Source organism: Micromonospora sp. H61 (assembly GCF_018070325.1).
Taxonomy (GTDB): domain Bacteria; phylum Actinomycetota; class Actinomycetes; order Mycobacteriales; family Micromonosporaceae; genus Micromonospora; species Micromonospora salmantinae.
In genome coordinates this window covers 247,018-268,040 of the sequence record NZ_JAGPXY010000002.1, presented here as the reverse complement: position 1 = coordinate 268,040, position 21,023 = coordinate 247,018, and the positions used below count along the sequence as shown (strand labels likewise).

General features: G+C 72.2%; 18 protein-coding genes and 1 riboswitch. Of the genes, 10 read left to right on the top strand and 8 right to left on the bottom strand.

Annotated elements, in window-relative coordinates:
• Positions 1 to 62: 62 nt before the first annotated feature.
• A complete protein-coding gene (locus KBX08_RS02745) occupies positions 63 to 266 on the bottom strand; it encodes a cold-shock protein (RefSeq protein WP_091402914.1) in 204 nt (67 codons plus the stop codon).
• Positions 267 to 593: 327 nt separating this feature from the next.
• Between KBX08_RS02745 and KBX08_RS02740 the strand changes: the two genes are divergently transcribed.
• Entirely contained in the window at positions 594 to 1,124 is a 531-nt protein-coding gene (locus KBX08_RS02740; protein WP_210780910.1) for a GNAT family N-acetyltransferase, read from the top strand.
• Positions 1,125 to 1,293: 169 nt separating this feature from the next.
• Here the strand turns inward: KBX08_RS02740 and paaN are convergent, their stop codons facing one another.
• Positions 1,294 to 2,967 carry a phenylacetic acid degradation protein PaaN gene (gene paaN, locus KBX08_RS02735; protein ID WP_210780909.1) on the bottom strand — a complete coding sequence of 558 codons (1,674 nt, stop codon included), beginning with the start codon at positions 2,965 to 2,967 and terminating at the stop codon, positions 1,294 to 1,296.
• Between the two features lie 178 nt (positions 2,968 to 3,145).
• Between paaN and KBX08_RS02730 the strand changes: the two genes are divergently transcribed.
• Positions 3,146 to 5,338, top strand: coding sequence for a hypothetical protein (locus KBX08_RS02730; protein WP_210780908.1), 2,193 nt, complete (start codon positions 3,146 to 3,148; stop codon positions 5,336 to 5,338).
• 9 nt (positions 5,339 to 5,347) lie between these two features.
• On the opposite strand, the gene KBX08_RS02725 is transcribed toward KBX08_RS02730, so the two are convergent.
• From KBX08_RS02725 to KBX08_RS02715, 3 genes are all read right to left on the bottom strand, one after another.
• Positions 5,348 to 6,367 (bottom strand): GNAT family N-acetyltransferase, encoded by a 1,020-nt coding sequence (locus KBX08_RS02725; RefSeq protein WP_210780907.1) that lies wholly within the window; start codon positions 6,365 to 6,367, stop codon positions 5,348 to 5,350.
• Between the two features lie 266 nt (positions 6,368 to 6,633).
• On the bottom strand, positions 6,634 to 7,920 hold the full coding sequence (gene thrC, locus KBX08_RS02720; RefSeq protein ID WP_210780906.1) for a threonine synthase: 1,287 nt from the start codon (positions 7,918 to 7,920) through the stop codon (positions 6,634 to 6,636).
• Positions 7,921 to 7,930: 10 nt separating this feature from the next.
• Positions 7,931 to 8,066, bottom strand: a riboswitch (SAM riboswitch).
• 68 nt (positions 8,067 to 8,134) lie between these two features.
• Complete coding sequence (locus tag KBX08_RS02715; RefSeq protein WP_210780905.1) at positions 8,135 to 8,944, bottom strand: DMT family transporter; 810 nt, start codon at positions 8,942 to 8,944, stop codon at positions 8,135 to 8,137.
• A gap of 91 nt (positions 8,945 to 9,035) precedes the next feature.
• Here KBX08_RS02715 and KBX08_RS02710 point away from each other — a divergent pair, with 91 nt between their 5' ends.
• Entirely contained in the window at positions 9,036 to 9,341 is a 306-nt protein-coding gene (locus KBX08_RS02710) for a helix-turn-helix transcriptional regulator (RefSeq protein WP_210780904.1), read from the top strand.
• 205 nt (positions 9,342 to 9,546) lie between these two features.
• Here KBX08_RS02710 and KBX08_RS02705 read toward each other — a convergent pair whose 3' ends face one another.
• Complete coding sequence (locus KBX08_RS02705; RefSeq protein ID WP_210780903.1) at positions 9,547 to 10,002, bottom strand: DoxX family protein; 456 nt, start codon at positions 10,000 to 10,002, stop codon at positions 9,547 to 9,549.
• A gap of 266 nt (positions 10,003 to 10,268) precedes the next feature.
• Between KBX08_RS02705 and KBX08_RS02700 the strand changes: the two genes are divergently transcribed.
• On the top strand, positions 10,269 to 10,892 hold the full coding sequence (locus KBX08_RS02700; protein WP_210780902.1) for a DUF4232 domain-containing protein: 624 nt from the start codon (positions 10,269 to 10,271) through the stop codon (positions 10,890 to 10,892).
• Here KBX08_RS02700 and KBX08_RS02695 read toward each other — a convergent pair.
• Together KBX08_RS02695 and KBX08_RS02690 are read right to left on the bottom strand one after the other, a co-directional pair.
• Positions 10,882 to 11,748, bottom strand: a complete 867-nt coding sequence (locus tag KBX08_RS02695; RefSeq protein WP_210780901.1) for an ABC transporter permease — start codon at positions 11,746 to 11,748, stop codon at positions 10,882 to 10,884. The two genes, KBX08_RS02700 and KBX08_RS02695, sit on opposite strands and share 11 nt — an antisense overlap.
• Entirely contained in the window at positions 11,748 to 14,612 is a 2,865-nt protein-coding gene (locus tag KBX08_RS02690) for an alpha/beta fold hydrolase (protein WP_210780900.1), read from the bottom strand. Before KBX08_RS02690 ends, KBX08_RS02695 begins: the two co-directional genes overlap by 1 nt.
• 372 nt (positions 14,613 to 14,984) lie before the next feature.
• On the opposite strand from KBX08_RS02690, the gene KBX08_RS02685 reads away from it, so the two are divergent.
• From KBX08_RS02685 to KBX08_RS02660, 6 genes are read left to right on the top strand one after another with little or no spacing between them, the layout of a single operon-like run.
• A complete protein-coding gene (locus tag KBX08_RS02685) occupies positions 14,985 to 16,163 on the top strand; it encodes a hypothetical protein (RefSeq protein ID WP_210780899.1) in 1,179 nt (392 codons plus the stop codon).
• Positions 16,150 to 18,768 carry a nitrate- and nitrite sensing domain-containing protein gene (locus KBX08_RS02680; RefSeq protein WP_210780898.1) on the top strand — a complete coding sequence of 873 codons (2,619 nt, stop codon included), beginning with the start codon at positions 16,150 to 16,152 and terminating at the stop codon, positions 18,766 to 18,768. Before KBX08_RS02685 ends, KBX08_RS02680 begins: the two co-directional genes overlap by 14 nt.
• Positions 18,765 to 19,238, top strand: coding sequence for a roadblock/LC7 domain-containing protein (locus tag KBX08_RS02675; protein WP_091402960.1), 474 nt, complete (start codon positions 18,765 to 18,767; stop codon positions 19,236 to 19,238). Before KBX08_RS02680 ends, KBX08_RS02675 begins: the two co-directional genes overlap by 4 nt.
• Positions 19,235 to 19,723, top strand: a complete 489-nt coding sequence (locus tag KBX08_RS02670; RefSeq protein WP_210780897.1) for a DUF742 domain-containing protein — start codon at positions 19,235 to 19,237, stop codon at positions 19,721 to 19,723. Before KBX08_RS02675 ends, KBX08_RS02670 begins: the two co-directional genes overlap by 4 nt.
• Entirely contained in the window at positions 19,701 to 20,459 is a 759-nt protein-coding gene (locus KBX08_RS02665) for an ATP/GTP-binding protein (protein WP_210780896.1), read from the top strand. Before KBX08_RS02670 ends, KBX08_RS02665 begins: the two co-directional genes overlap by 23 nt.
• 38 nt (positions 20,460 to 20,497) lie before the next feature.
• Positions 20,498 to 20,998, top strand: coding sequence for a hypothetical protein (locus tag KBX08_RS02660; protein ID WP_210780895.1), 501 nt, complete (start codon positions 20,498 to 20,500; stop codon positions 20,996 to 20,998).
• The last annotated feature ends 25 nt before the right edge of the window (positions 20,999 to 21,023 follow it).

The following is a 21,023-nucleotide window of genomic DNA, read 5'->3' as shown; positions in this document are numbered from 1 at the left end:
CGATCTTCCCGGCTGTGCGCCCCTGCCGCAGCCCCGACTCACGGGGCCGATCGGCCAGGAGTTCAGCCGATGACGCGTACGTGCTCCGCCTGTGGGCCCTTCTGGCCCTGGGTGATCTCGAACTCGACCCGCTGACCGTCGTCCAGCGCCTTGTAACCGTCCATCTCGATCGCGGAGAAGTGGACGAACACGTCCTGACCGCCGTCGACGGCGATGAAGCCGTAGCCCTTTTCGGCGTTGAACCACTTCACGGAGCCCTGTGCCACGGTGCACTTCCCTCACTCTGCGCGGCGTTGCCTGACTCGGCGCACGGCACGGCCGGACGCCCCGGACCACCGACTCAGCGATCGATGACCGCCATTGAAGCAGGTGACCGAAATCGCACGCTACACGAGGAGTGACGGAGGCGCACGGCCACAAATCCGACAGACATCGGGGCGTCCCGACCGCGCTGATCGGCCGGGTTCCCGAGCCACCGGATTCGCCAGCGTCATTTGCGAATGGAGGGGAGGGCCGCAGGGCGGGCCCCGAGATGACGGCGATCGGGCCCAGCTCGCGAAACGCCATCCCCGCCCTGTGGTAGGCATGCGGACATGACCACCGACATGGGCTCGCCGGCCCTGCGGCTCGCGGAGATCCGCCGGGTCCGGCCGGAGGACGCCGCCCGGATGCGGGCGCTGCGCCTGGAGATGCTGGCCGACGCGCCGTTGGCCTTCCTGGAGACCCTGGCGGACGCTGCGGCCCGACCGCACAACGAGTTCGCCGCCCGGGTCGCGTACACCTCGGCCGGTGTCGGTAACGCGCAGTTCGTCGCCGATCCGGGCGGCCGGTTGGTCGGGCACGCCGGTGGTACGACCCACCCGAACGAGCCGGGGCTGACCGTGATCTACGCCGTGTACGTCACGCCGACCTGGCGCGGCAGTGGCCTGCTCGGCGAGCTGATCGACGGGGTGGCCGCCTGGTCGCGAGCCTGTGGCCGACCGGAACTGCTGCTGGAGGTGGTGGTCGGCAACGACCGCGCCTACCGCGCCTACCAGCGCCTGGGCTTCAAGGACACCGGGGTACGAGTCCCCCACCCGAACATCCCAGCCCTAACCGAGCTACAAATGCGCAGACCCGCCTAAAACCAAGAACCATCCCACGGCAGAACCATTGAGCTGCCCCCAAAAGCCGGCAGCGATGCCCCCACCGTGCCCACAAAGGGTTTCCGGGGCAGCCCGACCCGCGCAGGGATCAAGCCTGACCGCCCGGAGCGGGGCGGGCTGCCCCGGAAACCCCCACCGCAACTAAAGATCAAACATGACGCCGCGACTGCACGATCCGGAACCGGTTCGCCACATAAGCCCCGTCGGTCAGCGCCGAGTTCGCCGCCGCGTTGGCCCCACTGCCGTGGAAGTCGGAGAACGCCGCCGACTGGTTGACGAAGACACCGCCGGTGAGGTTGCAGGACAGGTGCACCCCGACCTCGATCGCCACCGCCTCGGTCGCGTCCAGCACGGCCTCGTTCGTCGAGTAGACCCCGGCGGTGAGCGCGCCCTTCTCGCCGACCGTCCGGCGCAGCAGCTCCAGGCTGTGCGTGGTGGAGTCGGTGGCGATGGCGAACGAGATAGGCCCGAACCACTCCCGGCCGTACGTCTCCGCGTCGTCGGCGGTCAGCTTCACGATCGTCGGGGTACGCACCACCGCGTCGGCGTACGACGGGTGGGCCACGGCCCGCGACTCCAGCACCGGCTCGCCGACCTTGGTCACCTCGGCCAGCCGCTCTAGCACCCCGTCGTTGACGATGGCGCCGGTCAGCTCCACACCTCGGGCCGGGTCGGCGGTGAGCTTGCCGACCGCTGCGGCGATCCCGCCGGCCACCTCGTCGAAGCTCTTGTGCCCCTGGTCGGTCTCGATGCCCCCGGCCGGGATGAGGATGTTCTGGGAGGTGGTGCACATCTGCCCGCTGTAGAGGGTCAGCGTGAACCCGAGGTTGCGGCACATGCCGGCGAAGTCGTCGGTGGAGTCGATGACGACGGTGTTGAGGCCGGCCTTCTCGGTGTAGACCGATGCCTGCCGCGCGTGCGTCTCCAGCCAGTCGCCGTACTCGGTGGAGCCGGTGAAGTCGACGATCCGGATGGCGCGGTGCAGGGCCAGGTCGCTGGCGAGCTTCTCACCGGGGGCCTCGGCCGCCAGCATGATCAGGTTCGGGTCGAACCCGGCCTCGGCGAGCACCTCCCGGGCGTACTTCACGGTGATGGCCAGCGGCAGCACCGCGCGCGGGTGCGGCTTGACGATCACCGGGTTGCCGGTGACCAGCGAGGCGAACAGCCCGGGGTACGAGTTCCAGGTCGGGAAGGTGTTGCAGCCGATCACCAGCGCCACCCCACGCGGCACCACGTGGAACGTCTTGGTCATCCGCAGCGGGTCACCCTTGCCGGCGGCCTTCTCCCAGCCCGCCGTGCCCGGGTGTCGGGTCATCTCGGCGTACGCGTACGCCAGCGCTTCCAGCGCCCGGTCCAGCGCGTGCGCGCCACCAGCCTGAAAGGCCATCACGAACGCCTGCCCGCTGGTGAACTGCACAGCGTTGGCCAGCTCGAAGATGTTCTTGTGCAGCCGGTCGAGGATCTCCAGGCAGACGCCCACCCGGGCCTGCGGGCCGGCGTCGCGCCACGCCGGCAGCGCGGCGGAGGCGGCGTCGACCAGCTCACCGGGGCCGGCGTGCGGGTAACGCACCGCCAACTCCACCCCGAACGGGCTCGTCTCGGTGGCGACCCGAACGCCCGCGCCGGGCTGGCCGAGCGGGAAGTCCCCGCCGAGGTACGCCTCGAAGGCGGCCTTACCGTCGGCGGCGGCGGTCTCGCCGTACACCCGGGGGCTGGGGGATTCGGGATAGGCGGACCAGTAGCCCCGCTCCGTGATCGCGGTCAGCGCACGGTTGAGGGTGTCGGCGTGCCTGTCGTACAGGGGATGCGGGGTCTCCGTCATGCCCGCCATCATGCCTGAGTCCAGTCCGCGAGCAGTAGCGCGAATGCCCGACAGCGGCTCATGCCTGAGTCCAGTCCGCGAGCAGCAGCGCCAATGGCCGACGGCACGGGGTTGCTCGCCGCGGCAGCGGGTAACCGCGGGGCTTCGGCCAGGGGAGCCGGCCAGGGGAGGACGGCGGGTGAGGATCACCGAGATCCGGGTGCACGGGGTCGCCGACAAGGGGCCCGAGACGATCCTCGACCGACCGATCGTCGCGCGGGTCGCGGGAGACGACAACTCCGGCTTCTACCGGCCGCGGCCCGGCTACGGTGCCGCCGCGGACCGCAACGGGGTGACGCTTGAGGCGTACCGCTGGAGCAGGCTGACCGGCGGCACCGCCACCCGGACGTTCTCCCTGGTCCTGCTCCTGCCGTTCATGCTCAGCAACATCGCGCTCTGGATGCTGCCGGTCACCGGACGCGGCGGCTACGCCGCGCGGGCGCTGTGCCGACTGCTCGCCGCGACGATGACCTCGATGTACGTCCTCTCCGCCGTCGGGGTGTCCCTCGACCTGATCGCCTGGCAGTGCGCGGCCTACCCGAGGTGTCTGGAGGGGCGGCGGGAGATCTCCTGGCTGGGCGGCGTGCCGCTAGGGCAGCGGCTCGCACTGCTGGCCGTACCGCCGATCATCGCGATCGTCCTGATCTGGCGCCTCGGTGCCCGGACCTGGCAGCTCCCCGAGGACAGCGACCAGGCGCCCGGGGTAGGTGCGGACCGGCTCGACGCGCCCGCCTTCTGGGACACCCGCTCGCTGCTGCGCCGCCTGCGCTCGGTTCACGTCGCGGTGGCGCTGGGCACGCTCAACATCACTCTGCTGCTGGCTCTGGCACCGCATGACGCCACAGTGCCCGGCTGGCTGCTGCTGGCCGCGGACGTGGCGCTGCTCGCCGCCGCGCTGGTGCTGCTCTGCCGGCCGGCGATAGAGCGGCGCGGAGAGCGGGACCAGTGGAGCTCGCGGACCATCCGCTGGGCGGCCATCGCGCTCACCGTACTGACAGTGGGCTACGCGTTGGCGCCACGGCCGCCGTGGACGGCCCAGGGAACCTTGCCCGGGTACGGGACGGTGGCCGCCGGACTGTTCGCCGGGCAGGTGGTGCTGCTCGCGATGCTCGGCCTGGTGGTCGTGGTGCAGCGCCGTTCCCTTCCTCGGTCCCTCTTCCTGCTGACCGGGCTGGGTGCGCCGGTGCTGACAACCGTCGCGATCGGGCTGGGCGTCGCCTACGACTCGGGCCTGACCTACGGGCTCGCCGAGTATCTGGACCGTGGCTCCAGCCCGACGCCCGCCCGGCCGCTGCCGCCCGGGGCGCCACCGTTGTCGCCGCCGATCGCCTTCCGCTGGGCCACCCTCGGCTTCTCCCTCGCCGTGCTCCTGGTGCTCGTGACGGCACTGCTCATACCCCGGATCGGCCGTGATCGTCGCCGTCGGGAGGCCGAGGAACTGGTTCGGCGGGACTATCCGGAAGCCTCCCGGGCGGCCCCCGAACGGGTCCGGGCCGTCCGCGACGTGATCGTGCGTGCCCGGCTGACGGATCGGCTCGGGCCACTGCTGGCCACCGCGTACGTGGTGTTGGCGCTGCTCACCCTGGCGGCGGCCGGGCTCTCGGTGGTCGGTCCCGGCCCGGGTGCGCTCGCGCTGCGACTCGGCGGCGAGCCGCTGGCCCGTCCGGTGATCTTCGTGACCGACCTGGGCGCTTTGCTGATCGGGCTGTTCGCCGCGATCCTCGCCGTGCTGGGGCTGGTCGCCTACCGGTCCGGCGCGATCAGGCTGGTCGGGGTGCTCTGGGAGCTGGCCACCTTCTGGCCGCGTGCCGCGCATCCACTCGCCCCGCCGTGCTACGTCGAGCGGGCGGTCCCCGAGCTGACCCGCCGGATCGGGCAGCTCACCGCCAATGGGAACGCGGTGCTGCTGTCCGGGCAGAGTCACGGCAGCGTGCTCGCGGCGGCGACGATCCTTCAACTGCCCGACCACTGCCGCCGGCGGGTGGCTCTGCTCACCTACGGTGCCCCGCTCGGCAACCGGTACCGGCGGATCTTCCCGGCGTACGTCAGCGACGAGATGTTGCGCGAGGTCGGCAGCCGGTTGGCCTGGCGGTGGATCAACCTGTGGCGGTACACCGACGCGGTGGGCGGAGCGGTGTTCGGTCCGTTCGTCGCCGGACCCGACGACCCGGCCGCCCGGGTCGACCGTCGGGTACGGGATCCGAAGGGACTGCTCATCCCACCGACCGACACCGTGCCCCCGCCGGTGCGGGGCCACCGGTTCACTCCCGACGACGACTTCCACACCGCGATCGGCGAACTGGTCGAGCGCCTGGAACGGACGGCCGAGTGAACGGTCGGCTCAGAGGGTGAGCTGCCAGTCGGTCCAGCAGTCCACCGGGCGGAAGCCGAGCCGTTCGTTGATCGACACCATGTAACTGTTGCTGGCCGCGTTGAAGGTGTCGATCACCTGTACCGCCGGCTCGTGGGTGAGCAGGTGGTGCAGGTTCTCCGCCTTGGCGATGAGGCCGAGCCGGTGCCCACGGTGGGCCGGGTCGACGATGGTGATCTGCTGGAACGCGTGCCAGTCGGCGGAGGCGCCCACGTCCAGCAGCGTCCAGGCGACCAGCCGACCGGACGCCTCGTGCCGCATCCCGAGGTGGTAGCGCCGCCGGCCCCGGGCGTCCAGCGCCCGCTCGTTGCCGCGGATCCGTTCGGCGTCCACCTGCTCCGGCTCCCACTGCACGTCGCCCATGGGCGCGTCCATCAGCAACCGGCCGTCGAGGTAAGCGATGTCCGCCACGTACTCCTGCGGGGTGGAGCCCTGCCAGCAGACGGAGTGATAGCCCTCGGCTCGCGGTCGGGCCTCGGCGAGCGCGGCCCGCAGAGCGACCCGGTCGATCTCGCCGACGTCGAGCCGGCGACGCACCTCGGTGAGGGCTGGTTGAGCGCCGGAAGCGGCAGCGAACGCGTCACCGGCCACGCTTCGGGCCGGCCCGCCGGGCAGCGCGGAGACGGCCATCGCCACCACCCGCTTGCGGCCGTGCTCGCGGAGCAGGCGCAGCCCGTACTCGTGCAGGGCCCGGCCAACGCCCCGGCGCCGCTGCTGCGGATGCACCAGCAGCTCGACGGTGGCGTTGTCGGTGTTGTCGAGCTGCGGCAGGTCCAGTTGGAGGTAGCCGGCCGGCACGCCGTCCAATCGGGCCAGCGCCCAGAGCGACCGGGTGCCGGGCATCGGCGTGTGGAACAACGCGTCGAAGCGGCGCCGGCAGAAGGGCGGGAAGTCCGGGAGATCGGCGTCGTTGGCCGCCGCCCCGATCCGGTACGCCTCGTCGACCGACGTGCGGTCGGCGCCGTCGAACGACGCGATGGTGATGCTCATGCCGGTGAGCCTGCACCGTACAAAAGCGATCGGGCCAGCGAATTACTCGCTGGCCCGATCGAACGTTGGTCGGGAGGGGCACTCGCACAACGCCTCCGGCGTTGGGTCGCAAGAACTTCAAAAGTCTTCGGCGAAATGCCCTCCCGCACGGAGCATCTTGCGCCGTCCGGTTCCTGCCGTCAAGTCCGTAGCGGCAGGTTTTCCACACTCACAGCGAAAACCCAGTTACCGACTGATCGACTCGGCCACGGCTCCGAGCGAGCCCGTCAGCCCAGGAGGCCGGCGTCGCGGGCGGCGCGCAGCGAGGGCTTGATGTGGTGGGTCGGACCGACCTGGCCGGCCACCGCATCGATGGTCTTCAGACCCTCGCCAGTGTTGAACACGACGGTCTCGGCCGTCGGGTCGAGCCGACCGGACTCGACCAGCTTGCGCAGCACGGCCACTGTGACCCCACCAGCGGTTTCGGCGAAGACCCCGGTGGTACGGGCCAGATCGCGGATGCCCGCGCGGATCTCGTCGTCGTCGGCGTACTCCATCCAGCCGCCGGTGCGGCGGACCGCCTCCAGGGCGTAGAGGCCGGCCGCCGGGTCGCCGATGTTGAGCGATTTGGCGATGCCGGTGGGCTTGACCGGAACGATCGTGTCGGTCTCGGCGTGCAGGGCGACGGCGATCGGGTTGCAGCCGGCGGACTGCGCGCCGAAGACCTTCCAGCCGTCGGCGGGCGCCTCGACCAGGCCGATCTCCACCAGCTCGGAGAACGCCTTGTCAATCTTGGTGAGCAGCTCGCCGCTGGCCATCGGGATGACCACCTGCGCCGGGATCCGCCAGCCGAGCTGCTCGGCCACCTCGTAGCCGAGGGTCTTGGAGCCCTCCGCGTAGTACGGCCGGACGTTCACGTTGACGAACGCGGTGTCCTCGAATTCGTCGGTCTCCACCAGCTCGCCGCAGAGCCTGTTGACATCGTCGTACGAGCCGTCGATGGCGACCAGTTCGCCGCCGTAGACGGCGGTGGTGATGACCTTGCCCTGCTCCAGGTCGCTGGGGATGAAGACCACCGAGGGCGCCCCGGCGCGGGCCGCGTGGGCGGCCACCGAGTTGGCCAGGTTGCCGGTCGACGCGCAGGCGAACCGGCTGAAGCCGAGTGCCTTGGCGGCGGTGAGCGCCACCGAGACGACCCGGTCCTTGAACGAGTGGGTGGGGTTGGCGCTGTCGTCCTTGACCCAGAGCGGCGCGGTGATGCCCAGTTCGGCGGCGAGGTGCGGGGCCGCCACCAGCGGGGTCAGCCCCGGGTCGAGGGTGACCCGGCTGGCCGGGTCCTGGCCGGCGGGGAGCAGGGCGGCGTACCGCCAGATGTTGTTCGGGCCGGCCTCGATCTGCTCGCGGGTGACGGCGGCCAGTGCCGCGGTGTCGTAGTCGACCTCCAGCGGGCCGAAACACTCGTAACAGGCGTGCTGGGCGGCGAGCGGGTAGCGGGCCGAGCAGGCACGGCAGACCAGGGCGCGGGCGGGGCTGGCGGAGGTGTCGATGCCGGAGGCGACGAGCGTCGACGTCATGTCGAGAGTCCTCTCATCTTTCCCCGCATCGCACGGTGCGGCGGGGACGGAATTGGCACCTGCCCCGCGGGTCGCTCAGCGGTGAGCGCGCAGGGTGGTTGCCGGGGCGTCGTCGGGCCGTATCCCTCAGCCCCTCTGGATGAGGTATTCAGTTGTGCCGTCGAGTCTAGGACAACGCTGTCGGTCGCTGCTAGCGCTGATCCCAGGTAGTGGGTCAGCGGGCGCTCACCGCCAGCGGGTCGGTCACCGCGATCGGGTCCGTCACCGCGCTCGGTCGGGGCAGCGACTCGGTCCGGGGCCGGGCCGCGAGGTTCGCGGCGATCAGGGCGGCGATCACGGCACCCACCAGGACGGCGTACGCCAGTTGCGGGGCGACCGCCACGAGGTCGGCGGCGGCCGGCGCGTGCTGCCAGCCGACGGCGTCGGCCCCGACGCTCAGGACGAGCATGGCGGCCGTGCCGGCGAGCGCGGTCAGTGTGGTGAAGCGCAGCGGTGACCACTCGCCGAACCGGCTGGCGCCGTGGGTGTAGATGCCCCAGCCCAGCACCGCGCCGATCATCATGAGCCCGCCGAGGCCGAACTGGCCGAGCCCGGCCAGGCTGCCGCGCGTGATCACCAGACCGACGCCGAGGAGCGCCACCAGGGAGAGGGCCAGCAGCAGCGGCTTCGGGCGTACGCCGTCACGGGCCCAGCGGACCAACTGGGTGATCACCGGAGTGGTGGCCACGAAGAGGGAGATCTGCTGCGGGGCGGCGTGTTCGAGCGCCAGGTTGGTGAGCAGGTTGAAGCCCGCGAAGCCGACCACTCCGAGCACCACCACCTCCAGCGCGCGGCCACCGTGCCGGAGCGCGCCGGCACCCTCGCGGAGCAGCAGGATGGCGACCAGGACGACGGCGGCCAGCAGGTAGCGCGCGGTGGTCAGGTTGAGCGGGTCGACCCGGTCGAGCGCGCTGGCCAGGATCGGAAACATCACGCCCCAGCCGAGCACGGCGACCAGTGGGTACGCGGTGGCGCGGGATCGCATCGGCAACTCCAATGTTCGAGTATCGTCGAACCAACGACACCGACCATAGGGCGTCGTTCGATAGTTGTCGAACAAGGGTTACACTGGTCACATGGAGCCGCACGAGCCCGACCTGACCGCCGTACCGGTCACCAACGTGTTGGCCGCACTCGCCGACGACGTGCGGCTACAGATCGTCCGGGCGCTCGCCGAGGGCGGCGAGTCCGCCTGCGGCAGTTTCGACTTCGGCGTCTCCAAGGCGACCCGCAGCCACCACCTCAGGGTGCTGCGCGAGGCGGGCCTGACCCGGACCCGGGCGGCCGGCACCAGCCGACTGGTCCGGCTGCGCCGGGACGAGCTGGACAAGCTCTACCCGGGCCTGCTGGACGCGGTCCTCACCCAGCGCCCGCCGGCCTGACCTCGCCCCACCCTGGCCCACATCGGCCCGTCCGGCCGCCGCCAGACACGGCGGCGGGGGGCGGGTCGGACCTGCCCCAGGCGCTCGCTTTGGAGCTGAGTCGTCTGCGACATCAGCGAAGAGGTGCGGCCCGACGGGGCACCTCACCCGGCGCGCCGCCGAAGCCGCCTCGTCGAGGCTTCGGCGACGCGTGGTTCGGGTGCGATCAGACGGACACCGCGTCGGGCTCGGCCGCCGAAGCCGATGCCGAGGGGGTGTGGGTGCGACGCCGGGTGAGCAGCGTGTCGAGTGCCCAGGCGCCCGGGCCGAGAGCCGCGACCAGCAGGAATGCCCAGCAGAAGAGCGCTGCCCGCTCGCCTCCGTTGTGCAGCGGCAGCAGCGCATCCGGCTGGTGCACCACGAAGTAGGCGTACGCCATCGAGCCGGAGGCGAGCAGCGCGGCGGGCCGGGCGAAGAGCCCGACCAGCACCAGTACGCCGCAGACCAACTGGATCAAGGCAGCCCACCAGCCCGGCCAGGTGCCGAGCGGGACCGCCTTGCCAGTCATCGGGTTGCCGCCGAACAACCCGAACACCGAGGACAGGCCGTGCAACGTGAACAGCAGGCCGATCACGATGCGGAACAGGGACAGGGTCGGCCCGCCGAGCCGAGAGACGTTCATGGCACCTCCATCGAGGAGAGTGAATGGGTCTCGTCGATCCTGAGGCATCAAGACATCGAATATTATAATTTCCTTGCTGGTGGGATAATCCCTCGTGAAAACGGTGTGAACGAGGCGCCTCACCCTCCCCCGGTGATGTCGCAGACGATTCAGCTCCAAAGGCGCACCAGGAGAGGTTCCCCACCAGTTCAGGTGGCGGCGCAGGGAGGGCCGGCGAGGCCGGGGCCGGGCGGCGGCGTGCTGCGCAAGTGGGCAAGGATCAACGGATGATCTCCCGCGACATGGCAGCACGGCGACGCATCACCGCGACGGTCGCGACAGCTCTCGCGCTCGGCGGCTGCACTCCCGGCGACCATCGGGGCCAGGGCGGGGACCCGAGCGGGCCGCCCCCCGGGTCGAGGGCGGAAGCAGGCCCGACCGCCAGCACCGAGCCGCCGGCCGAGTGCCCGGCCCCCGGCGTCCGGATCCGGTCGACCGGCGGGGACGCCGCCATGGGCCTGCGCGCACTCGGCCTGGAACTGGTCAACTGCGGCGAGCACCCCTACCAGCTCAACGGGTACCCGGTGCTGCACGTGTTCGACGAAGCGCGCGAGCCGATCATGCTGCGGGTGGTCAACGGCGCCAAGGAGATCACCTCCGGCTTCGACCAACCACCCCGGCAGGTCACCCTCGCCGCCGGCGAGCGGGCCACCGCCGTGGTGCTCTGGCGCAACCTGGTCACCGACTCGACAGTGGTCGCCACCAACGGCGAGTTCCTGACTGTGGCGCCCGCCGCCGGGCAGCCGGCCGAGGAGGTCGACCCGGACGGGCCGATCGACCTCGGCAACACCGGCCGGATCGGCGTCAGCGCCTGGAAGAAGGCCGACCCGAGCAGCCCACCTACGACGTGATGTCCTTGCGGGTGAAGCGCCAGAACGCCAACCCCCAGAACAGCGTCGCGTAACTGATCGCCGAGATGCAGCCGCGCACCACGTCGTCGGTCTGCACCGGAGTCGACAGCAGGCCCAGCCAGGCGGTGCTGAAGTGGGTGGGCAGGAAGTCGCGCAGCGCGCCCAGGGCGGTGATCTGGTCCAGGATGCTGGACAGGATCCAGAGCAGAACCGCACCACCCACAGCACCCAGCGCGGCGTCCGTGATCACCGACAGCAGGAACGCCAGGCCGGCCACCACCAGCAGTACGACAGCCAGGTAGCCCAGCACGGCCAGCAACCGGAGCAACCCCTCGGTGGGTTCCAGCTCGGCGGCGACGGTGCTGCGCAGCGGCGACCAGCCGTAGCGCAGGGTGCCGGCCAGCAACGCGGTGCCGGCCAACAGCAGCAGGGCCAGTCCCGAGTACGCGAGCGCGACCACCAGCTTCACAGTCAACAACCGCGCCCGGGGCACCGGGATCGCCAGCAGGTAGCGCAGGCTGCCCCAGCTCGCCTCGCTGGCCACCGTGTCGCCGCAGAACAGCGCGACGACCACCACCAGCAGGAACGACGCCGAGACGAAGATCGAGAACAGGGTGAAGTTGAGCCCGCCCGAGGTGGCCAGTTCGACCAGGCTGGCGAACTCGTTGCGACCGTTGTCGTCGTCGCCGCCCGAGTCGAACTGGAACGCGATCAGGATGATCAGCGGCAGCAGCACCATGAACCCGAGCGCCAACTGGGTCCGCCGCCGCGACGCCTGCCGGCGGAACTCCGCCACGAACGGCATGGTGGCCGACGGCCGGTAGCCACGGGCCTCACCCGCGTCAGTAACAGCCATCACCGGTCACCGCTTCCCCGAGAGTTCTCGCCCACCAGGGCGAGGAACGCGTCCTCCAGGCGCCGCCGAGGCACCACCCGGTCCACCCCGATGCCGGCGCGCACCAGCTCCGCCACCACCTCACTGCGGGCCGTGCCGTTGGTGTCGACCACCAGTTGGCCGTCGCTCTCCGGCAACACGCGGACCCCGTGCAGCCGGTCCAGCACCGCCCGCGCCGCCACCGGGTCGGTGACGTCGAAGAGCACGCTCGGCGACTCGCCCACGATCTCCTCCACCGGCCCGGACGCCACGATCCGGCCCTTGTTCACCACCACCGCGTGCGTGCACGTCTGCTCCACCTCGGCCAGCAGGTGACTGGAGACCAGCACCGCCCGGCCGTCCGTGGCGTACCGCTGGAGCACCCGGCGCATCTCGGCGATCTGCGGCGGGTCCAGCCCGTCGGTCGGCTCGTCCAACACCAGCAGTTCGGGAAGGCCGAGCATGGCCTGGGCGATGGCGAGCCGCTGACGCATCCCGTGGCTGTAGTTCTTGATTCTCCGGTGCACGGAGTCGCCCAGCCCGGCGATCTCCAGCGCCGCGTCGAACTGTGCGTCCTCCCACGGCCGCCCGGTGGCCCGCCAGTACGCCTTCAGGTTGTCCAGACCCGACAGGTGCGGCAGGAAGCCCGGCCCCTCCACCAGCGCCCCGATCCGGGACAGCACCGGCGAGCCGGGCACCAGCCGACGACCGAAGACGTAGATCTCCCCGGCGGTCGGCTGGGTCAGCCCCATCAGCACCCGCAGGGTGGTGGTCTTGCCGGCGCCGTTCGGCCCGAGCAGACCCACTACCTGACCGGGGTGCACCTCGAAGTCCACGTTCGACACGGCGACGAAGCCGTCCGCGTACTCCTTGCGCAGCGCGCGCACGGCCAGCGGGGTGTCCGCGTACTCCGGGTGCACCGACCGGTCCTGGCGGCGGTGCCGGCGGCGAACCAGGGCGACGACCACGACGAGCCCGATCACGATGGCGGCGAGCAGTCCGGCGAGCACCCAGCGCCAGATCGTCGCCGCGGTGGGGATCGGCTCACCGCTGACAGTGGGCAGGCTGACCGCGCCGTCAGCGGCCACCGTGTAGACGGTCGGCGCGGCCGGCGTGGTGTACGCCTGGTCGGAGGTGGCCACCACCAGCCGCAGCCGGTGCCCGGCCTCCACCCGGCGGACGATCCCGGGCAGCGTCACTGTGACCGGGCGGGCGTCCTGCACCTGCTGCGGGAGGCCGGTGAGCCGGATCGGTGCGACCAGGCCGTTCGGCAGGGTGGCCGCGCCGTCCGGGTCGACGTCGTAGAGCTTGACGAAGAGCACCGCCTCGCCGGTCGGCGACGCGGCCCGCAGGGTGACGGTCGGCGCACCGGCCACGTCCACCGCCTCGGTCAGCGGGGTCGACTCGAACTGGGCGTGCTGGCCGGGCACGTCACCGGCCACGCCGTCCAGCAGCGAGGCGAGCCCGCCGGCGAACGGGATCGAGGAGATGGCGGCCGGGTTGCCGTTCGGCGGGTTCGCGATCGGCTGTGCCGGGCCGGCGACAGTCACCTCCCGACGGGCGTTGCCGGTGAGGCCCGGGTAGTCGGCGCGGCGGAAACCGGTGGCGACGAGACCCCGGTCGAGCGCGTCGAAGCCGGCGATCCGCGACCAGGTGAAGTCGTCGCCGGGCGCGTCGCCCTCGCCCTTGACGTAGTGGTCGAGCCACTGGACGGTCAGGAACTTCACCCGGTCGGAGTCCGAGCGGGGCCCGCTGCCACCGTCGTGCCCGCCGGTGAACCAGGCGACCCGTACCGGGGTGCCGGTGGCGGCGATGCCGCGCGCGTTCGCGTCGGCCTCACCGAGCGGGAAGAGGGTGTCCGCCTCGCCCTGCACCAGCAGGGTGGGGGCCTTGATCCGGTCCAGCACACCAGCCGGGCTGGAGCGGCGCAGCAGGTCCACGGCGGCCTGGTCGGCGCGGCCGGTGGTGGCGATCCGGAGGTACGCGGCGCAGACGTCGGCGGCGAACCGACCGCAGGACGGGTCGGCGGCACCGGTCGGGGCGCCACCGGGACCGGTGCCGGGGCCGGCGCCCGGCCCGGGGCTGGGCGGGCCGGCCGACGCCGGTGCGCCCTGCGGCTGGGCGGCGGTCGCGCCGGAGAGCCCGGCCGGGCCGGAGCCCACGTTGCCGCCCCCGCCGAAGAAGAGACCGGCCCAGCCCTTCTTGAACACGCCCTCGGTCGGCGCTCCGCCGGTGCTCTCCGGCAGGAACGCGCGGGACAGGTCGTTCCAAGTGATCATGGGCACGATCGCGTCGACCCGACGGTCCTGGGCGGCCAACAGCAACGCCAACCCACCGCCGTACGAGCCGCCGACCACACCGACCTTCGGGTCGCCGGCGGCGTCGGTGCGCACCTCCGGCCGCGCGGCCAGCCAGTCCAGCAGCCGCTCGGCGTCGCGTACCTCGTAGTCCGGGTTGTCCAGGTGGATCTCCCCGCCGCTGCGACCGAACCCCCGCGCGGTCCAGGTGAGCACCGCGTAGCCGCGCCCGGCGAACTCCTCCGCGTCGGAGCGCACCGACTCCTTCGTGCCGCCGAACCCGTGCGCCAGCAGCACCGCCGGCACCTTCCGACCGGACGAGGCGTCATCCGGCAGGTACAGGGTGGTGTCCAGGTTCACCGGTTGGTCACCGGACGGTCCGGAGCGGACGGTGAGCATCGCGCTCTCGGTGCGTACGCCCGGTCCCTGTGGCCACACCGCCCAGGTCACGGCGGCGGCCAACAGCACGACGACCACTGCGGCGGCGGTCGCGCGGCGGCGGGTGGGCAGGGCACGCCGGAACCACGCGGCCGGCGACGGCGATGTCATGCGGCACACGGTACGGCCCACAGCCTGAGCGTTCGCTGAGATCCGCCGTACGTCCGTCCGGTTGCCCCGATCGGTGCGCGATGGGGTGCGAGCGCGCAACGTCCGACGCGGCACAGTGAGTTGAGTTCGGATCCCGTGAATTCCGATCTTCCGCGGATATCCACATCGATCCCTCCATGTCACACCCACAGCGGACACAGAGCGTGCCGGTAACGCGGACAAATGGTGACATGGCTCGAAGTGACGCGAACCTGACTCGCCGAGTGAGGTCTGACCAGGCAGGGGTTCGATTAGTTTTCCGGTCCGGTGCACGGGACTTGTCGGCCAGCCCGACGCCGCGCCGATCAGCGCCCCACGCCGGAGGAGACACACATGACAGTCCCCGCGCCGCGGGCCCGTCGACGGCCGTCCACGCTGGGCCGGCTGCTGCCCCTGCTGCTCATCGCAGCACTGCTGGCACCGTTGGGCCTGCTCGTCACGTCGAACTGGCGGCAGGTCACCGACGACCGGGACCTCGCCGCCCGGGAACGGCTCGGCGTGCAGTACCTCACCGCGCTGGCGGCGGTCACCGATGCCCTCGTGGAGGCCCAGTCCAACGCGGTGAACGGTCGCCCTGTCGCCCGGGAGGCGTTGAACGGGGCGGTCGAGAAGGCCGCCGCTGTGGACGCCCGCATCGGCGGGGAGCTGCTCAGCCAGGAACGCTGGGCCGGCGTACGGGCCAAGCTGGAGGCGCTGCGCGGCCGCACCGCCACCGACCCCGAGGCCGCCTACACCGCGTACGGCGAGGTATCCGACCTGCTGCTGGCCCTGCACCGGAAGGTCCGGGAGAGTTCCGGGCTGGTCCGTGACCCCGAGGCCGACTCGTTCTTCCTCCAGGACAGCGCCGGCCAGGAGCTGCCCGAGGCGGTGATCGGCGCCGGTCGGCTGGCCGACCTGTCCACGCTCGTCTCCCGCCGGCCAGCCGCCGAGCAACCGCGCGGCCTGCTCGAGCTGACCGGCCTGCGGGTGTCCGCCCTGACCCCCGCCGCGGACCTCGTCGACAACCTGCGCTCGGCCGTGGACGGTTCGGAGAGCACCGACCTCGGTGCCAACGTGCTGACCCCGCTGGACACCTACCAGCGTTCGGTGGAGGCGCTCGCCGGGTACTCCCTGCCGGACAAGGAGACCGGCGTGGTCGACCCGGGCCAGTTGAGTGCCGCCGCGCTCAGCTCGCACCGCTCCGCCCGCCAACTCCAGCCGGTCATCCTCGGCGAGCTGGACTCCCTGCTGGCCGAGCGCATCGATCGGCTCGACCGGGACCGCTGGCTGACCGCCGGGGCGGGTGTCGTCGCCGTCCTGCTGCTGGGCTGGCTCGCCGCGTTGCTGGTCGCCGCCGGTCGCCGGGCACAACGGCGGGCCGCCCTGGCCGCGACCCACGCGGAGAGTCCCGACACCCCGCCGCAGCGCGACCCGTGGCAACCGCCGGCCGACGAGCCGCGCGCGCTGCAACCGGTCGGCGCGGCCCGTGACCCGGAGACCGCACAGTGGGGGGCGTTCGATGCTGCTCGGTAGGCTCCGGATCCGCGGCAAGCTCGCGCTGCTCGTGGTGATTCCGCTGCTCAGCATGGTCGGCCTGGCCGTGCCGGTGATGCTCGACCGGGTCACCGCGGCACAGCGGGCCGGCGACACCGCCGAACGGGTCCGGCTCGCCAGTCGGGTCGGCAGCCTGGTCCAGGACCTCCAGCAGGAACGCATCCTCTCCGTCGGCTTCCTGCTCGGCCGGGTCGAACGCGGTGAGCTGGTCCGTAAGTCCGCCGACGTGGACGACCGGGTGGCCGACCTGCGGGCGGCGCGGAGCGACGCGCTGACCGACGAGGTCGACAGCGCCCTCGACGGCGTGTCCAGCCTCGTCGAGCTGCGCACGGCCATCCTGGCCCGGGCCGCCAAACCGGGTCAGGTGATGGACGCGTTCGGCCCGGTCAACAAGGGCATCATCGAGTCGCTGCGGCTGGTGGTCGGGGTGGACACCGACACGTTGCCGGGCCGTCAGGTGCTCGCCCTCGACGGGCTGCTCCGCGCCGACGAGGGCCTGGCCACCTGCGCCACCCTGAGCCTGTTGGTCAAGGCGATCGGCACCCCGGACACCACCGCCGGGTACGTGGGGTGCATCGCCGCGCTCATGGTCGACAACTCGCGCTTCCGCAGCCTGATCACGCCCGAGCAGCTCAAGGTGGCCCAGCTCAACGACGCCGCCGTGGCCGCGCGTACCCAACCCGACTTCCTGGTCAGGAGCGCCCGCGATCCGGCGGCCGCGGTCAGCGATGTGACGATCGAGGCGCTCTTCCCGGCCGTCCGCACGATGATCCGGCTCGGTCAGTTCGTCGAGAAGAAGCTGATCGCCGACGTGCTCGCCGAGGTGACGGCCGAGCAGCGGCGCGCGCTGAGCGCCGCGTACCTGGTCGGCGCCGCGGCGGCGTTGATCCTGACGCTGGTGGTGCTGCTCAGCGTGGCGGTGGCGCGGACGGTGGCCCGACCGCTGACCCGACTCACCCGCTCGGCCGACCGGGTCGCCCGGGTCGCCGAGGCGGAGCTGGTCCGGGTCACCGACGACGAGGCGGAGACACCTCAAGCGGTCCGGCTGGAGCCGGTGGACATCCGCGCCAACGACGAGATCGGCGACCTGGCGCGGGCCTTCGACCGGGTGCAGAACACCGCGGCGCAACTCGTCGAGCGGCAGGTCGCCGGCCGACGCAACGTGGCGCAGATGTTCGGCCACGTCGGACGGCGTACCCAGAACCTGGTGGGTCGGCAGATCGCGCTGATCGACCGGCTGGAGCAGCAGGAGGCCGACCCGGGCCGCCTGGAGCACCTGTACCGACTCGACCACATCTCCAGCCGGTTGCGGCGCAACGCCGGCAGCCTCGTGGTGCTCTCCGGCTCGGCCGGGGCCGACGCGCACACCGCGCCGGTGCCGCTGGCCGACGTGGTCCGGTTGGCGCTCGGCGAGATCGAGGACTACACCCGGGTGGAGGTGCAGGTGCCGGCGGGCGTCTCGGCCGCGCCGGCGGTGGTCGGTGACCTCGTCCTGGCGCTGGCCGAGCTGATGGAGAACGCCACCGCCTTCTCCCCGCCGCACACCCGTGTGCTGGTGGCCGCCGAGACGTCGGGCCTCGGCGCACGGCTCACGGTGGTGGACCACGGCATCGGCATGAGCGAGCAACGCCTGGCCGAGGAGAACGCCCGGCTCACCCGCCGGGAACGGCTCGACCTCGCCCCGACCGAGGTGCTCGGTCTCTTCGTGGTGGGCCGGTTGGCCCGTCGGCACGGCTGGCAGGTCGCCCTGGCCGCCACCGGCGGCGGAGGGGTGACCGCACAGCTGGAGATCCCGTCGACGTCGCTGGTGCTGCGCCGCGCCGACCGCGCCGGGGCCACGGTGGCCCGCGCCGCGGTGCCGGATCGGGACCGGCGTACGACGGCGACGCCCAACCCCGAGCGCGAGGCGCGGCCCAGCGCGGTGGCCGTCGCCGTGCCGGCCCGCTTCGACTCGGACCTGCTGAGCCGGGCCACCCTCAGCCTGGACGCCGGCCCGTCCTGGAACGCGTTCGGGCGGGGCCAGCCGGAGCAGGCCGCTCCCGAACCCCAGAGCCCGGAACCGGTGGGCAAGCCGGGCGGGCCACGGGTGCGGCAGCGGGTGCCCGGAGCCACGCTGCACGCCACCGCCCCGACGACCCGGCCGGTGGACGCCACCGGAGCGGACCCCGCCGCCGCCCGCGCGCTGGTCGAGGCATTCCAAGCTGGTGTACGCCGGGCCGAGCTGCACGTGGCGCCGGGCCTCGAAGGCGCTTCGGCGCGGACGGCCGCCGACCCGACGGCCGGTGCCGGGGCGGCCGTGGTGGACTTGGGCACGACCGTCGACCTGCCCAGCACCCCGGGAGGCGCCGGCCCCACGGTGCCGCGTGGTGGTGGCTCGACCGATGCCGCACCGGAGCGGCCCCGGTTGAGTCGACGGGTGCCGGGAGCGAACCTCACCGCCATCCCGGTCTGCCAACCGCCCAGCACCCACCTCGGTGACCCGGCCGAGGTCCGCGACCTCATCAGCGAGTTCGAGGCGGGCGTCGCCCGCGCTCTCCGCGAAGTCAGCCCCGACCACCGGAACGAAGAAGGATCATCACGGTGACCAGCCCCTTCCTGCACGACAATGTCGACCAGAGTCAGCCCAGCGCCAATGGGGACCTCAGCCCGGAGGCCCGTACGTTCAACTGGCTGCTGGACTCCTTCACCTCCAGCACCGCCGGGGTCCTGGAGGCGATCGCGGTCTCCTCGGACGGTCTGCTGATGGCCATGTCGGCGATCAAGGATCGGTCGAACGCGGAGCGGTTGGCCGCAGTCGTGTCCGGGATGACCAGCCTCGCCGGTGGGGCCGCCAGTTGGTACGCCCTCGGCGGCCTGAACCGGGTGATCGTGGACATGGCCGACGGCTACCTGCTGATCAGCGCGATCAGCAGCGGTTCCGTGCTCGGTGTGGTCGCCGACCGTTCGGCGAACCTGGGCACCGTCGCGTACGAGATGACGCTCTTCGCCGGGCGGGCCGGTGGCGCCCTGACCCCGCGACTGATCGTCGAGTTGAAGAACGCCGTTCAGCAGTGACCCCCGACGTCGCCGGCGAGGATCCGGACCCGGACCCGAGGGTTCGGATCCGCCCGTACCTGCGCACGTCACCCCCGACCGGGGCGGGCGCGGCGGCGACACCGGCGCTGCCCGAGCCGGAGCCGGACGGGGACCAACCCACCGGTCCCCGTCCGTTCGTGCTCACCTCCGGGCGGGTCGCGGGTGCCGACCCGGCGATCGGGCTGGAGACCCAGGTGACCGCCCGCATGGACAGCGGCTGGTGGGCCGGCCCACCCGGCGCGCTGCTGGCACCGGAACTTCAGACCATCATCGCGCTCTGCGTCGAGCCGATCTCGGTGGCCGAGATCTCGGCCCGCGCCCGACTGCACTTCGGCGTGACGCGGGTCCTGGTCGGCGATCTACGCGCCGCCGGGCACCTGGACGTGCACGTGACCGACACCGACGACGCTGTCGACCCCGATCTCATCCTGCGAGTGATTGATGGACTCCGTGCGATCTCCTGAATGGCCGGTCGCCCCGCTCGGCGGGGTCGCCGCGAACAGCGCCGCCGCCCGTTACGGCATGTCCCCGGGCACCGGGCCGATAGTCGGGCGGGCCGGCCCACCGCCGACCGCGCCGCCTCCGTACCGGCCCCCGGCCGCCGCGGGGTCGGCGTCGCCTCCGGCCGGTAAGCCGGCCGCCCCGCCGATCCCGGTCAAGATCCTGGTGGCGGGTGGGTTCGGGGTGGGCAAGACCACCACAGTGGGTGCGATCTCCGAGATCGCGCCGCTGACCACCGAGGCCGAGATGACCACCGCCGGGATCGGCGTGGACGACCCGGGTGCCCGGTCCACAAAGACCACCACCACCGTGGCGATGGATTTCGGCTGCGTGACGATCGACCGCAGCCTGAAGCTCTACCTGTTCGGCACGCCGGGGCAGACCCGGTTCGGCTTCATGTGGGACGACCTGGCCCGGGGAGCGCTCGGCGCGCTGGTGGTGGTGGACAGCGCCCGGCTGGACGACTGTTTCCCGGCCATCGACTTCTTCGAGCGGGCCGGGCTGCCGTTCGTCGTCGGGGTCAACGCCTTCGACGGGCGACTGGCCCTGGAACTCGGCGAGATCCGTTGGGCGCTGGCCATCGGTGATCATGTACCCCTGGTGCAGTTCGATGCCCGCGACCGGCTCTCGGTGCGGGACGCACTACTGGTCGTCCTGGACCGCGCGCTGGACCGCGCTACCCGGGACAGGAGGGCCTGAGCCGACCAGCTCCGGCCGTGGCGGGAAGAGGTGATCTGGTGAGGGGCGACCTGGACGAGACGCTGGCCCGGCTGGCCCGACGTGTGGAGGCGTCGCGCCGTCGGGCCGCCGACCGTGACGACACCACCGCGCCGTCGAGCCCGCCCGGCCTCGGCGGTGACACCCGCAACGCCCGGTCGGGCCGGCACGCGGGGGTGGAGACTGCGAGCGAGGTGGCCGGATGGGGGCCGGTCGAGGAGGTGGCCGAGGCGGTCCGCCAGGTCGTCGGGGCCTACCCCGGGCTGGCGGTGACAGTGCAGGTGGAGCACGCCGGGCGGACGTACCCGATGCGGGTCTCCTGGGACGGCCCTGCCGTCACGGTCGGGCCGGTTCCGCCGCCGACGCCTGTGGAACCCCCGCCGGCCTGGCCGCTCTCCGGCCGGACGGTGCCCGCCTGGGCACCCGGTCCGGACGGGTTGACGCCGGACCCGGCGGCCCGGTTGGCCGAGCTGATCCGAAGCGACCCGACGCTGTTGGACGAACTGGATCCGCGGCGCTGACCGGCGGGGCTGGCTACCGGCGGCT

Bases quoted from the DNA above. Each gene is read 5' to 3' on its own strand.
- KBX08_RS02705 (WP_210780903.1), bottom strand. From the start codon at position 10,002: ATGAACGTCTCTCGGCTCGGCGGGCCGACCCTGTCCCTGTTCCGCATC.
- KBX08_RS02700 (WP_210780902.1), top strand. From the start codon at position 10,269: ATGATCTCCCGCGACATGGCAGCACGGCGACGCATCACCGCGACGGTC.
- KBX08_RS02695 (WP_210780901.1), bottom strand. From the start codon at position 11,748: ATGGCTGTTACTGACGCGGGTGAGGCCCGTGGCTACCGGCCGTCGGCC.
- KBX08_RS02710 (WP_210780904.1), top strand. From the start codon at position 9,036: ATGGAGCCGCACGAGCCCGACCTGACCGCCGTACCGGTCACCAACGTG.
- KBX08_RS02715 (WP_210780905.1), bottom strand. From the start codon at position 8,944: ATGCGATCCCGCGCCACCGCGTACCCACTGGTCGCCGTGCTCGGCTGG.
- KBX08_RS02740 (WP_210780910.1), top strand. From the start codon at position 594: ATGACCACCGACATGGGCTCGCCGGCCCTGCGGCTCGCGGAGATCCGC.
- KBX08_RS02665 (WP_210780896.1), top strand. From the start codon at position 19,701: ATGGACTCCGTGCGATCTCCTGAATGGCCGGTCGCCCCGCTCGGCGGG.
- KBX08_RS02725 (WP_210780907.1), bottom strand. From the start codon at position 6,367: ATGAGCATCACCATCGCGTCGTTCGACGGCGCCGACCGCACGTCGGTC.
- paaN (WP_210780909.1), bottom strand. From the start codon at position 2,967: ATGACGGAGACCCCGCATCCCCTGTACGACAGGCACGCCGACACCCTC.
- thrC (WP_210780906.1), bottom strand. From the start codon at position 7,920: ATGACGTCGACGCTCGTCGCCTCCGGCATCGACACCTCCGCCAGCCCC.
- KBX08_RS02690 (WP_210780900.1), bottom strand. From the start codon at position 14,612: ATGACATCGCCGTCGCCGGCCGCGTGGTTCCGGCGTGCCCTGCCCACC.
- KBX08_RS02680 (WP_210780898.1), top strand. From the start codon at position 16,150: ATGCTGCTCGGTAGGCTCCGGATCCGCGGCAAGCTCGCGCTGCTCGTG.
- KBX08_RS02685 (WP_210780899.1), top strand. From the start codon at position 14,985: ATGACAGTCCCCGCGCCGCGGGCCCGTCGACGGCCGTCCACGCTGGGC.